The organism is Streptomyces sindenensis, assembly GCF_014649035.1.
Lineage (GTDB): Bacteria > Actinomycetota > Actinomycetes > Streptomycetales > Streptomycetaceae > Streptomyces > Streptomyces sindenensis.
The window spans coordinates 69973-84801 of the sequence record NZ_BMSG01000024.1 but is presented as its reverse complement, the minus strand read 5'-3'; the positions used below and the strand labels follow the sequence as shown (position 1 = coordinate 84801).

The window sequence follows — 14829 nt, the reverse complement described above, 5'->3', positions numbered from 1 at the left end:
CTCAGGCCTCCAGTGCGCGCAGCTTCTCGCGCAGCACCCGGGCGATCTCCGCCACCGGCCCCGGCTGGAGCAGCTGCCGGTGCTCGCAGCCGATCCGGGCCACCTCGACCCGGCCGCCGATGTGCGGCGCGATCTTCTCCACCGTGTGCTCGACCCCGTACGCGGGGTCCTCCGATTCGGTGGCCGCGATGAGCAGCAGGTCACCGTCGTACACCGGAGGCACATAGCCCACCGAGAGACTCCAGTTGTTGTTGGTCACCTCGCCGATGCGCAGGATCTGGCGCTCGTCGAAGGTCGCGAGCGCGCTGCCCTCCTCCCGCAGCACCTTCATCACCTCGGCGTGGTCGAGCGGCCCGTCGCCGAACATGCCCGGGTCCCGGCCGACGAAGTCGAGCAGCGCGGCGAGGACCTTCTGGTCGTCGGCGGCGACGAATCCGCCGCCGATCATCTCCTCGGTCATGGGGGGCTGGTCGAGGTTGACCAGGAGGGCGACCTCCTCCCCCTGCCGCTGGAGCTGTACGGCGATCTCCTGGGCCAGCAGCGCGCCCATCGACCAGCCCAGCAGGTGGTACGGGCCGGACGGCTGGACCTCCTGGATCCGGGCCAGGTAGTCGGCCGCCATCTCCGGGACCGTCTCCGGCAGCGGCTCCTCCTCGGCGAGGCCCCTGGCCTGGACGGCGTAGAGCGGGTAGTCGCGGTGCAGGTGCCGCATCAGCCCGGTGTACATCCAGCCCACGCCGCCCACCGGGTGCAGGCAGAAGATCGGGGGCCGCTCTCCCCCGGCGCGCAGCGGCAGCATGACCTCGAAGCCGGCGCCCTGCTCCTTGGACCCGACGCCGATCAGCTCCGCGAGACCGGCCACGGTGGGCGCCTGGAAGATGCTCTGGTTGGACAGCTCGATACCGAAGACCGACCTGATCCGGCTGGTCAGCTGGATGGAGACGATGCTGTCACCGCCCAGTTCGAAGAAGCTGTCGTCGATGCCGACCTGCGCCAGCTTGAGCACCTCGGCGAAGATCTGGCACAGCAGCTCCTCCTTCGGGTTGCGCGGCCCCCGGCCACCGGCCCGCGTCTTCAGCTCGGGTGCGGGCAGCGCCTTGCGGTCCACCTTTCCGTTGGTGTTGAGCGGCAGGGTGTCGAGGACGACGAAGGCGGTGGGCGCCATGTAGTCGGGCAGATTCGCCGTGACCGCCTTCTTCAGGACGGCGGTGTCGAGCGACGCGGTCCCGGCGGCCGGCACCACATAGGCGACCAGATGCCTGCCGCCGCTCTCCTCCTCGCGGACCACCACCACGGCCTGGGCGACCTCCGGCTGCGCGTCCAGCGCGGCCTCGATCTCGCCGAGCTCGATCCGCAGACCGCGGATCTTCACCTGCTGGTCGGCCCTGCCGACGAATTCGAGCTGTCCCGAGGTGTCCCAGCGGGCCACGTCCCCCGTCCGGTACATCCGGCTGCCGGGCGGACCGTAGGGATCCGCGACGAACCGCTCGGCCGTCAGTCCGGGCCTGCCCACATAGCCCCGGGTCACCCCGGTACCGGCGATGTAGAGCTCACCGGCGACCTGCGGCGGTACGGGCCGCAGCCGGTCGTCGAACACGTAGGCGCGCATGTTGTCCAGCGGCCGGCCGATCGGCACGGTCCGGCCCACGCGGTACGGCGAGCGCATCCCGTACCGCGTGGCGTACGTCGTGGTCTCGGTCGGGCCGTAGACGTGCGCCACCTCGGTCTCCGGGCAGGCGTCCAGGACCCGCTGGATCGCGGTGGGCGACACCTGTTCGCCGCCCGTGAGGACCGTGCTCATGCCCGTGAAGGACTCGGGCTCCTCCTCCGCCAGGAGGTTGAAGAGGGCGGTGGTCAGGAACATGGCGGTCAGACCGTGTTCGGCCACCAGGCCACGCAGCACCTCGGCGTCCATCCGCCCGGGCGGGGCGACCACCAGCTGGTTGCCGCCCAGCAGGCCGGCCCAGAGTTCGTACGACAGGGCGTCGAAGGCCTGCGGCGAGTGGACCAGCAGCCTCTCGTGCCCGGTCCGCCAGTGCTCGTCGTTGGCCATGGCCACCACGTCGCGGTGGGTGACGCCGATCCCCTTGGGCGCTCCGGTGGAGCCGGAGGTGTAGATGATCAGCGCCAGTTCGTCCGCGCGCCGCCGCACGTCCGGAAGGCTCGCGTCCGCCGACGGGACGGCGGGGTCCTCGTCGACCACCACCGTCCGCGCCCCGTGGCGGAACTCCGTCGCCGCGCCGGCCCGGTCGGTGAGCAGGGTGTGGCACCCGGTCTCCTCGACGATCAGCTCCAGTCGCGGCGCCGGGTAGCGGGAGTCCAGCGGTACGTACGCCGCGCCCGTCTTGGCCACGGCCAGCAGGGAGACCACCAGGTCGACCGACCGCTCCTGGAGGACGGCGACGGCGGAGCCCGGCCGGACGCCGGTCGCGATGAGATGGTTCGCCAGGCGGTTGGCGCGGGCGTCGAGGGCGGCGTAGCTCAGTGCCGTGCCGTTCCCGACGATCGCGACGGCCTCCGGGGTCCGGGCGGCCTGGGCCTCGAACAGGTCGGCGATCGTCCCCTCGGGCACCTCCCGGCGGGTGTCGTTGACCTCCTCCAGCAACAGCTTCCGCTCGGCCGGCGACATCACTTCGCAGTGGCTGAGCGGCCGGTCGGGGTGGAGCACCGCCTCGGTGAGCAGCCGCACCAGCCGGTCCGCGAAGGACCGCACGGTGGCGGCATCGAACAGGGCGCTGTTGTACTCGATGACGCCGCCGAGACCGGTGACGGCACCGTCGGCGCCGCGCTCCTCCTCGAAGTTGAACGAGAGGTCGAACTTGGCGACGTCCGAGCCGAGGGGCTGGGGCGCCAGGGTGAGGCGCGGCAGCTCCAGCGTCGCCTCCTCGTTGTTCTGGTAACTGACGGCCGTCTGGAAGAGCGGGTTGCGGTTCGCCACCCGCACCGGGGCCAGCTCCTCGACCACCCGCTCGAAGGGCACTTCCTGGTTGCCGTACGCCTCCAGGTTGCCGGCCCGGACCCGCCGCACCAGCTCCGCGAAGTCCGGGTCCCCGGAGAGGTCCGTACGCAGCACGAGCGTGTTGACGAAGAAGCCCACGAGCTGGTCGAGCGCCTCGTCGGTCCGTCCGGCCACCACCGAGCCCAGCGGGATGTCCGTCCCCGCGCCGAGCCGGTGCAGCAGGGCAGACACCGCCGCCTGGACGACCATGAAGAGGCTGACGCCCGACGTCCGGGCGAAACTCACGACGGCGTCGACCTGTTCGGCGGTCAGCGGCAGCGCGACCTCCCCGCTGCGGTTGCCCGACTCGGCCGAACGCGCGCGGTCGTACGGCAGGCTCAGCTCCTCCGGCAGCTCCGCCAGGGCCGCACGCCAGTACGCGAGCTGCCGGGAGATGGCGCTGTCCGGGTCCTCCTCGTCACCGAGCCCCGCCCGCTGCCAGAGCGTGTAGTCGGCGTACTGCACGGGCAGCGGGGCGAATTCGGGTGACTTGCCCGTGACCCGGGCCTCGTACGCGGCGCCCAGGTCCCGGGCGAGCGGGGCCATCGAGGAGCCGTCGCTCGCGATGTGGTGGAGGACCAGCAGCAGGACGTGCTCGCGTCCGGCGAGCTGCCACAGGTGGCCGCGCAGCGGCAGTTCGGCCGCGAGGTCGAAGCCCTTGGCGGCGGCGGCCGCCAGGGCCGCGTCCAGCCCGTCCGGGCCCGCCTCCTCGACGGTCAGCGGCACGGCCGACTCCTGCGGGGCGAGGATCCGCTGACGGGGCACGCCCTCGTCGACCGGGAAGACGGTACGCAGGCTCTCGTGCCGGGCCACCACGTCCGCCAGCGCCGACCGCAGCGCACCGGTGTCCAGGTCGCCCAGCAGCCTCACCGACAGCAGGATGTTGTAGCGCCCGTCGCCGTTGCCCGTACGGTCCATGAACCACAGGCGGCGCTGTGCGTAGGACAGCGGGATCTCGTCCGGCCGCTCGACGGGTCCCAGCGCCGGGCGGGCCGCGGCGGCCCCTTCGATGCGCTCGGCCAGGGTCGCGACGGTCGGCGCGTCGAAGACGGCCCGCACCGGCAGCTCCACGGCGAAGACGGAACGGACCCGGTTGACCAGCCGCGTGGCGAGCAGGGAGTGCCCGCCGAGGTCGAAGAAGCTGTGGTCGATGCCGACCGGCGGGAGACCGAGCACTTCGCCGAACAGGGCGCTGAGCGTCTCCTCCCGCTCGTCACGCGGGGCCCGGCCCTCGGACGCACCGGGGAACACGGGTTCCGGCAGGGCCCGGTGGTCGATCTTGCCGGGGCCTGTCAGCGGTATCGCGGACAGCTCCATGACCGCGGCCGGGACCATGTACTCGGGCAGCTGCGCCGCGACGGCGTCGCGGACGGCCTGCCCGTCGAAGCGGGACCCCGCCGCGGGCACCACATAGGCGACGAGCCTGCGGCCGGCGTGCGCGCTGTCCCGGGCCTGCACCACGACCTGCTCGACGTCGGCACGCGCGCCGATGACGGCCTCGATCTCGCCGAGCTCGACGCGGTAGCCGCGGATCTTCACCTGGCCGTCGGTCCGGCCGACGTACTCCAGCTCGCCGTCGGCGGTCCAGCGCACGACGTCACCGGTCCGGTAGAAGCGCCCGCCCGGCGGGCCGAAGGGGTTGGCGACGAACCGCTCCGACGTCAGCGCGGCCCGGTCCAGATAGCCGCGGGCGAGCCCGGCTCCGGCGATGTACAGCTCCCCGGGCACGCCCGGCGGAACGAGCCGCAGATGCCCGTCGAGCACGTACACCTGGCGGTTGCGCAGCGGCCGGCCGATGGGCGGCTGGACGGCGCCCGACAGCGGGCTGCTCATCGTGGCGCACACCATGGTCTCGGTCGGACCGTACGCGTTGATCATCCGGCGGCCCGCGGACCAGAGCGCGATCTGCTCCGGCGAGCACGGCTCGCCCCCGGTCACCAGGGTCCGCAGACTCGGCAGGGCGTCGGGCGGCAGGGTACCCAGCGTGCCCGCCGCGAGCTGGAGATGGGTGGCGGCGCTCTGCTGGATCAACGCGGTCAGCTCGTCACCGACGGGCTGGCCGTTGCCGTCGGGCAGAACGAGAGCCGCTCCGCTCAGCAGGGTCATCGACAGGTCCGCCACCGAGACGTCGAAGCTGGGCGCGATCAGCTGGAGCACCCGGGAATCCGGTTCGACGCCCAGGTTCCCGGCGTGCGAGGCCGCCAGATCGGCGAAGCCGGCATGGGTGACCACGACGCCCTTGGGACGGCCGGTGGTGCCCGAGGTGTAGATGGCGTACGCGGCGTTGGCGGGGGCGAGCGGACGCACCCGGTCCGCGTCACGGGGGGCGGTGGCGGCCGCCCGGGCCAGCGCCGCCGCGGTCTGCGCGGAGTCCACCGGCAGGGGCGCGGCCGTGCCGGGCGACAGCGGAAGTTCCGCGCCGCCCTCGGTGACCAGCACCAGGGCCGGATGTACGTCCGCAAGCAGGTGGGCGAGGCGTTCGGCGGGGCCGTCCGGGTCCACGGGCACGTAGACCGCGCCCGCCTTGAGGACGCCCAGGGTGACCGCGAGCCACAGCGGGGACCGGGGCACGGCGACGACGACCCGGTCCTCCGGGCCGACACCGCGTCCGATCAGCAGGTTCGCCCAGCGGTTGGCCTGCTCGTCCAGCTCGGCGTAGGTCAGCTTCCGGTCGTCCGCGATCACGGCGGTGCGCTGCGGCCATGCGGCGACGGCGGCCTCGAACAGGGCGGGGAAGGTCGCGGCCGGCACCTCGTGCCCGGTCTCGTTCCACTCCACCAGCACCCGGTGGTGCTCATCGGCGGAGAGGACGCCGATGCCTCCGATCCGCTGCTCGGGGTCGTCCGCGAAGGCCGACAGGATCCGTACCAGCCGCTCGCCGAACTCCCGCGCGTCGTCCTCGGTGAAGAGGTCGGGCCGGTAGGTGACGTTCAGCCCGAGCGAGTGGGCGTTGTCCGCGGTGGACAGGCCCAGCGCGAAGTGGGTGGCCTCCTCCAGCCGCGCGTCGACGACGCCGAGCCCCTGCGAGGACTCCTGGAGGCCGTTCGCGTCCACCGGGAAGTTCTCGAAGACGGTCGCGGTGTCGAAGAGTTCACGGAAACCGGCGAGCCGCTGGATGTCGGCGAGGCCCACGTACTTGTGCGGCAACAGGTCGAGCTGCTGGTTCTGCAACCGGTCCAGCAGGCTCAGCAGGCTGTCCCCCTGCTCGATCCGGACGCGCACGGGCAGGGTGTTGATGAACAGGCCGACCATGGACTCCACGCCCGGCAGTTCGGCCGGCCGGCCGCTCACGGTCTCGCCGAACACCACGTCGTCCCGGCCGGTGATCCCGCCGAGCAGCAGCGCCCACGCGCCCTGCACCACGGTGTTCCGCGTCAGCCCGTGGCGGCGGGCCTGGGCGGTGAGGGCCGCGGTGGTCTCCGGCGAGAGCCCCACCTCCCAGGACGCGGACCGCACGGGGTTGCGGCCCGTGCCCGAGGGGGTGATCAGCGTCGGCTCTTCCAGCCCGTCCAGGACGGTCCGCCAGGCCTCCTCGGCGGCCGCGCGGTCCTGCCCGGCCAGCCATCCGAGGTAGTCGCGGTAGGGCACCACGGCGGGCAGCGCGGAGACGTCCCCGCGGCGCCCGTAGAGCTCGAAGAGCTCACCCATCACGAGCGGGGCCGACCAGCCGTCGAGCAGGATGTGGTGGTGCGTGAAGAGCAGCCGGTGCTCCTCCTCGCCGAGCCGGATCAGGGTGAACCGCAGCAGGGGCGGCCGGACGACGTCGAAGGGCCGGGTGACGTCGTCGGCGGTCAGCCGGTCGAGCGCCGCTTCGCGCTCCGCCGGTCCGGACCCGCTCAGGTCCACCTCGGTCCACGGCAGCTGGACCTCACGCGGAATGACCTGGAGGGACTGGCCGGACGATCCCGGGCGGAAGCCCGCACGCAGGATGTCGTGCCGGCCGAGCACCGCGCGGGCGGCGTCCTGAAGAGCGGCCGGGTCCAGTTCGCCCCGAAGGTCCAGGACGGTCTGAAGGCTGTAGACGTCCGGACCGCCCTCGTCGTACAGGGCGTGGAACAGCAGGCCCTCCTGGAGGGGCGCGAGCGGCAGCACGTCCAGAAGCCCGGGGTGAGCGGCTTCCAGCGTCTCGATCTCGTCCTGGGTGACGTTCACCAGCGGAAGGTCCGAGGGGCTGAGAGCCACCTCCGGGACGCCCTCGACATGGGCGACCAGCGACTTCAGCGCCGTGAACCACGCCTGGGACAGGTCGTGGATCGCCTCCTCGGAGAACAGCGCCTTGGGCCAGGTCCAGGAGACGGCCAGCCAGTGGCCGTCCGGGCGCGTGACGGTACGTGCGTTGATGTCCAGGAGGTGCGGCAGGACCATCGCGGTCTCGGCGACGCCCGAAAGGTCCTGCACGGTGGCGCGGGTGGGGTCCTCCGACGGCTCGGCGGCGCCGAGCCTGCCCAGGTAGTTGAAGCCGATCTGCGGCTCCGGGCACCTGGCCAGGACCCGGGCGGTCTGCGGGTTCAGATGGCGCAGCAGCCCGTAGCCGATGCCGTTGTCAGGAATGGCGCGCAGCTGTTCCTTGATCCGCTTGAGCGCGGTGCCGACAGCCGGCCCGCCGCCGAACAGCTCGTCGGCGGGCAGCTCGCCCGGGTCCAGCAGCACCGGGTACTTGCTGGTGAACCAGCCGACCGTGCGCGACAGGTCGACACCGTCGATGATCTCCTCGCGGCCGTGGCCCTCCAGGTCGACGAGGACGGACGGGGCGTCGCCGCGGCCCTGCCGGCCGCGCCAGTCGCGCACGGCGATGGCGAGCGCCGTCAGCAGCACGTCGTTGATCCCCGCCTTGAAGGCGGTGGGTACCCGGCCGAGCAGCGGTTCCGTAACCGCCGGCGGAAGGCTGACGCTGAGCACCGACGCCGTGCCGACCGTGTCCTGGGCCGGGTCCAGCGGACGGTCGGCGAGCTGCGTGTCCTCGGCGGCGAGAGCCTCGCTCCACAGGGCCAGCTCCTGGAGCCGCGCGGGCTCCGCGGCGGCTGCGTTCAGATGCTGGGCCCAGCGCCTGAAGGAGGTGCCGACCGGTTCCAGCTCGATCGGATGGCCCTTGAGCAGGGCCGCGAAAGCTGCCTGGAAGTCCGGTATGAGGATGCGCCAGGACACTCCGTCCACCACCAGGTGGTGGGCGATCACCGTCAGCTGCCCCGGGGCGTCCGGGCCCATGTCGAACCAGATGAACCGGAGCATCTTTCCGGAGTCGGGGTCCAGCAGCGCCTGTTCCTCCGCCGTGACCCGTGCTCCCTCCTCGTCCAGATCGGCCTCGGACGCTCCGGCCCGCACCAGTACGCCGAGATCGACCCGGCGCAGGCAGTCCTCGGCCCGGACGGCGCCGGGCGGGGCGGTCTCCAGTGACCAGGCGATGTTCCCGCCGATCCGGGTCAAGGTCATCCGCAGGGCATCGTGGTGATCCAGGACGGCCTGAACGGCCTCCGTCACCAGTTCGCCGGTGAGTCCCACGGGAGCCGGCAGTGACATGGTCTGGTTGAACTGGTCCACCGAGCCGCCCAGTTCACGCAGCCAGTCGATGATCGGAGTCACCGGTACGTCACCGACGCCGTCGGCCGTCCCGGTCGCGGGCCGGGCCGCCGGTTCCTCCGCCGCGTCCACTGCTGCCACGAGGGCCTCCACTGTCTTGTACGCGAACACATCGCGCGGGCTGAACGTGAATCCGGCCCCGCGAGCACGAGTGACCAGTTGGATGGTCAGAATGCTGTCGCCGCCGAGCTCGAAGAAGCTCTCGTCGATCCCGACCCGCTCCACACCGAGCAACTCGGCAAACAGTTCCGCCAGCGCCTCCTCGGCGTCCGTGCGCGCGGCTCGGCCGCCGACGGCCCCTGCGGTCTCGGGGGCGGGCAGGGCCTTGCGGTCCACCTTGCCGTTGGGGGTCAGCGGCAGCTGTTCCAGCACGACGTACGCCGACGGCACCATGTAGTGCGGCAGCGCCTCGCCCAGGTGCGCGCGCAGCACGGCCGGGTCCGCCGAACGTCCCCCGGCCGGTGTCACGTGGGCGACCAGGCGCTTGTCACCGGGGCGGTCCTCCCGGACGCTCACGACCGCGCGGCCGACGTCGACGTGAGCGTTCAAGGCCTCCTCGATCTCGCCGAGTTCGATGCGGAAACCGCGCAGTTTGACTTGGAAATCGGTGCGGCCGAGGTAGCTCAGCCGCCCGTCCTCGGTCCAGCGCACCAGATCGCCCGTACGGTACATACGGGAACCCGCGGGCCCGTACGGATCGGCCACGAACCGCTCCGCCGACAGAGCGGGGCGGTGATGATAGCCGCGGGCCAGTCCGGCACCCGCGATGTACAACTCGCCGGCCACGCCCGGCAGGACCGGTCGCAGGGCCGCGTCCAGGACGTGGACCCGGGTGTTGGCGAGGGGGCCGCCGATCGTGACGTGGGTACCGTCGATGTCGGTGCCGGTCGAGTAGACCGTCGTCTCGGTGGGGCCGTACAGGTTCGTCAGGGTGCCTCCCAGCGCACACAGACGCTGAGCGAGGTCGGCCGTCAGGGCTTCGCCCGCGGTGACCTTGCGCAGACCGCGCAGCGCGTGCGGCACGGCGCCTTCCAGGACGTGCCACAGGCTCGGCGGGGCCTCCATCACGGTCGCGCCGGTCCGCGCGATGAGACCGGCCAGTTCCTCGGGGTCCTTCACCGTGTCCGGCCCCGCGAGCACCACGGCCGCGCCGTTGAGCAGCGGAAGGTAGAGCTCCATCACGGCGATGTCGAAACCGACCGTGGCCACCGCGGCCAGCCGGTCCGCGGGCGTCAGCCGCACATGTTCCTGGACGGCCTCCAGCAGGTTGGCCATCGCACCCGAGGGCACCACGACGCCCTTCGGCCGTCCGGTGGAACCCGAGGTGTAGATGACGTACGCGGCCTGCGTCGCGAGCCTCGGCAGTTTCGGGTCGGTGGCCGGGTACGCGTCCAGCTCCGCGCCCGCGAGCTCCTGCTCGGTCAGGGTCAGGACCGGGTCGGCGTCCTGGAGCTGGTAGGCGATCCGGTCGGCCGGGAGCGTGGGGTCGACCGGCACATAGGCCGCTCCCGTCTTGAGCACGGCGAGCAGCGCCACCAGCAGGCCGGCCGAACGCGGCAACTTCACGGCCACGAACCGCTCGGGCCCAGCACCGCGCTCCAGGAGCCAGTGGGCCATCCGGTTCGCGCGTGCGTTGAGCTCCGCGTACGACAGCTCCTCGTCCTCATCGATGAGGGCGGTCGCCTTCGGGCTCCTGGCCACCTGGGCCTCGAACGCTTCGGTCACCGACCGGTCCGGGGCCTCGGCGGCGGTGTCGTTCCATTCCACGAGCACACGCTGCCGCTCGGCTCCGGTGAGCAGGTCCAGCCCGGCCACCGGCCGCGACGCGTCGTCCGCGAACGCTCTCAGCACGCTCAGGAAGCGCTCGGAGATCGTGCGGACCTCACTCGGCTCCAGCAGGTCGGGACGGTAGGACCAGTCCACGGTCATCCGTTCCCCGCGCTGGGTCGCCAGCAGCGCCAGCGGGTAGTGGACCGCGTCGCGGACCTCGGCGTCGACCACGCCCAGTTCCTGCGCCGACCGGCGCAGCGGCTCGGCCTCCACCGGATAGTTCTCGAAGACCACCAGGGTGTCGAACAGCTCGCCGGTCCCGGCCAGCCGCTGCACGTCGGCGAGGCCCAGGTACTGGTGCGCCATGAGCCCCGTCTGCTGCTCCTGGAGACGCTGGAACAGCCCGGCCAGCGAGAGGCCCGGTGCGATGGTCAGCCTCACGGGCAGGGTGTTGATGAACAGGCCGATCATGTTCTCCACGTCGCCGAGCTCCGGCGGGCGGCCGGAGACGGTGTTGCCGAACACGACGTCGTCGCGGCCCGTCAGGGCACAGAGCGTCAGCCCCCACGCGCCTTGTACCAGGGTGTTGGCCGTCAAGCCGTGCTGCCGTGCTGCCGCGATCAGCTCCCGCGACAGCTCCTGCGGAACCTCCACGCTCCAGCGCTCGGGAACCGCCGGCGCGCTGCCCGTGGCGTCCGGAGCGAGGATGGTGACCTCCTCGATGCCGTCCAACGCCCGCCGCCAGGCCTCCTCGGAGGCCGTACGGTCCTGGTCGGCCAGCCAGCCGAGATAGTCCCGGTACGGCGTGACGGGACGGAGCGCACCGGGGTCGCCACCGCTCCGGTGGAGCCCGTAGAGCTCGAAGAGCTCCCTGACGAGCAGCGGCATCGACCAGCCGTCCAGCACGATGTGGTGGACCGTCAGGACGAAGCGGTGCCGACCCTCCCCCAACCGGACCAGCATGCAGCGGAGCAGCGGGGGCTCGGCGAGATCGAAGCGTGCCGCCCTGTCGGCGGCGAGCAGGGACCGCAAGCGGGCGGCGGCGTCGTCCGAGTCCAGGTGGCCGAGGTCCTCCTCGGACCACGGGAGCCCGGCCTCGCGCGGCACGACCTGCAGCGGCCGGCCGGCTTGGCCCTCGACGAAGTACGCGCGGAGGTTGTCGTGGCGGGCCAGCAGGCTCCGGGCCGCCGCGTGCAGGGCGGGCGCCTCGACCTCGCCCCGGAGTTCGAGGATCGTCTGGATCGTGTAGACGTCCGAGGCCGTCTCGTCGAACAGGCCGTGGAAGTGCAGGCCCTCCTGAAGGGGCGAGAGCGGCAGGATGTCCGCCACGCCCGCGGTCCCGGCCCCGGACTCGATCCGGTCGATCTCGGCCTGGTCCACGGTCACCAGCGGCAGGTCGGACGGGGTGAGACCGCCGGCGTCCGGACGGGCGGCGTGCCCGGCCAGCGCCTCCAGCGCCTCGAACCAGTACCGGGCGACCCGCTCGACCTCGTCCTCGCCGAGCAGTTCGCCGGACCAGGTCCAGGACGCGACGAGCCGCGGCCCCTCCGGGTAGTCCACGGCCGCCGCGTTGAGCTCCAGGGCGTACGCCAGCGGCATCGCCGCGTCGCCCGCCCCGGTGAGATCGCGTACGCGCACCGCGCCGGCGGCGGTTTCCGCGGCCTCCTCGGTGTCCGCCCCGCCCATCCGGCCCAGGTAGTTGAAGCCGACCTGCGGCTCCGCGTGCTCCGCGAGTTCCGGGCCCGTGGCGGGGTTGAGGTGGCGCAGCATGCCGTAGCCGATCCCCTTGTCCGGGATCGCCCGCAGCTGCTCCTTGACCGCCTTGAACGCGGCGCCCAGAGCCGGGCCGCCGGACCACAGCTCGGGCCCGTCGGTTCCCGGATCCACCGCCACCGGGTACAGGCTCGTGAACCAGCCGACCGTACGCGTCAGATCGATGTCGTCGAGGAACTCCTCACGGCCGTGGCCCTCCAGGCCCACCAGCAGCGCGGAGTCCTCGCCGCGCCCCCGCTCCCGCCGCCAGCGGGCGACCGCCATGGCCAGCGCGGTCAGCATCGCCTCGTCCGGACCGGCGTTGAACCGCGCCGGCACCCGGCCCAGCAGCTCGTCGGTCACCTCGGCCGGCAGCGACATCGTCAGCTGGCGTGCGACGCCGACCACATCGCGGGAGGAGTCCAGGGGGCGTTCCGTCAGCAGCGGATCGGGCGTCCGGAGCACCGAACGCCACAGCTCCAGCTCCTCGGTCCGGCGCTCGGACAGGGCCTCGCGCCCCAGCACCTGCGACCACCGCCGCAGCGATGTCCCGGCCGGCTCCAGCTTCACCTCGTCGCCGGCCGACAGCGCGGCGAGAGCCGCCTGGAGGTCCGGGAGCAGGATGCGCCAGGACACACCGTCGACGGCCAGGTGGTGGACCACCAGGGCGATCCGGCCCTCCTGCCGCGCACCGGCGTCGAACCAGACGGCCTGGACCATCCGGCCGTCCCCGGGGGCGAGGCGCTCCATGGCCGCGCGCACCTGCGCCTCGGCCGCCGCCCCGTCGGCCGCCTCGGCCCGGCGGACGCAGTCCTCGGCCGGGACGGCGCCGCGTTCGGCGATCTGCAGCGCCCAGCCGCCGTCCGGACCGCGCTCCAGCCGCATGCGCAACGCGTCGTGGTGGTCGAGCAGGGCCTGTACGGCGGCCCGCACCTTCGTCTCGTCCAGCCCGGCCGGGACCGGCACCGTCATGGTCTGGTTGAAGGCGTCGACGGGACCGCCCAGGCCCTGCTGCCAGTGCATGATCGGGGTGAGCGCCAGGGGGCCGGTGCCGTCGTCCGCGGCCACCGGCGCGGGCTGCGCGACGCCCCCGAGGGCGGCGAGGCGGGCGACGGTCCGGTGCTCGAAGATCTCGCGCAGGCTCAGCGCGACGCCTTCCTTCCGGGCCCGGTGCGCCAGCTGGATCGAGCTGATGCTGTCGCCGCCGAGTTCGAAGAAGCTGTCGTGGACCGAGACCCGTTCGGTGCCGAGCACCTCGGCGAACAGCCGGCACAGCAGCGCCTCGTGCTCGTCGCGCGGTTCGCCGGACGCCCCGGAATCCGCGACGGCCGCCGACGGTACGGCCTGCGCCGCGGCCTCAGTCACGGCGGGGGCCGCGGACGGCAGCAGGCGCTCGCGGTCCTCGGCCGTGAAGAGCGGCACCTCGCCCGCGGGCCGGTCCGGGTTCTCGGCGAAGGCGGCCAGCAGCCGCAGGAGCCGGTCGAGGATCTCGCGTCCGGCCCCCTGCGGGAAGAGGTCGGGCCGGTGGTCCAGCCGGACCGTCATCCGGTCGCCCCGGACCGTCCCCTCCAGGTTGAGCGCGTAGTGCGTGGCGTCCACGGTCGTCGCGGCCACCGCCCCGATGTCGTCGGCGGACGACTGCAGGGCATCGGTGTCGATCGGGTAGTTGGCGAAGATCGTGATCGCGTCGAACAGCGGCCCGCCGCCCGTGAGCTGCTGGATCTCGGCCAGGCCCAGGTGCTTGTGGGCGATCAGCTCCGCCTGCTGGTCCTGGAGCCGGCGCACGAGGTCGCCGAACGGGAGCGTACGGTCGATCGTCAGCCGCACCGGCAGGGTGTTGATGAACAGACCGACCATCTTCTCGGAGCCGGCCAGCTCGGGCGGACGGCCCGAGACGGTCTCGCCGAACACCACGTCGTCGCGGCCGGTCAGTCCGCCGAGCACCATGCCCCACGCCGTCTGCACGACGCTGTTGAGCGTCAGTCCGAGGGAGCGGGCCCGCTCCACCAGCGCCGCCGACAGCTCGCCGGAGACCTGCTCGATCAGGGTCTCGGGCAGGGCCGGGCCCGCGGAGGAGCCGGCCGGGGCGATCAGCGTCGGCCCGCCGGTCCCCGCCAGCGCCCGCTTCCAGGCCCGCTCGGCCTCGTTCCGGTCCTGCTCCGCGAGCCAGCCGAGGTAGCCCTTGTACGGGACGACCGGCGGCAGCGCCGAGGTGTCACCGCCGTTGTTGTACAGGGTCATCAGCTCGCCGAGCACCAGCGGCATGGACCAGCCGTCCAGCAGGATGTGGTGCGCGGTGAAGACGAACCGGTACTCCTCGTCGCCGAGCCGGATCAACGAGAACCTCAGCGGCGGCCGGGTCAGGTCGAACCGGCGGCCGCGGTCCTCCTCCAGGAGACGCTCCAGCTCGGCCGCCCGCTCGTCGCCGGTCAGATGGCTGATGTCGGTCTCGGACCAGTCCGGGTCCGCCTCGCGCAGGATCGCCTGGACCGGCTCGCCGGACTTCCGGTTGCGGAAGGAGGCGCGCAGGTTGTCGTGACGGGCGAGCACCCCGGTCACGGCCCGCCTCAGCCCCGGCGCGTCCAGGGCGCGCCGCAGGTCCAACGCCATCTGGATGACGTACACATCCGCACCCTGCTCCTCGTACAGGGCGTGGAAGAGCATGCCCTTCTGAAGCGGCGACAGCGGCCAGATGTCGATGAACCCCGGCTTTGTCACTTTGCTGTTTCCTT

At 72.6% G+C, this 14829-nt stretch carries 1 protein-coding gene; it reads right to left on the bottom strand.

From position 1 onward, the window contains the following. Position 1 precedes the first annotated feature (1 nt). Positions 2-14815 carry a non-ribosomal peptide synthetase gene (locus IE145_RS23620; protein ID WP_229825759.1) on the bottom strand — a complete coding sequence of 4938 codons (14814 nt, stop codon included), beginning with the start codon at positions 14813-14815 and terminating at the stop codon, positions 2-4. Positions 14816-14829 lie beyond the last annotated feature (14 nt).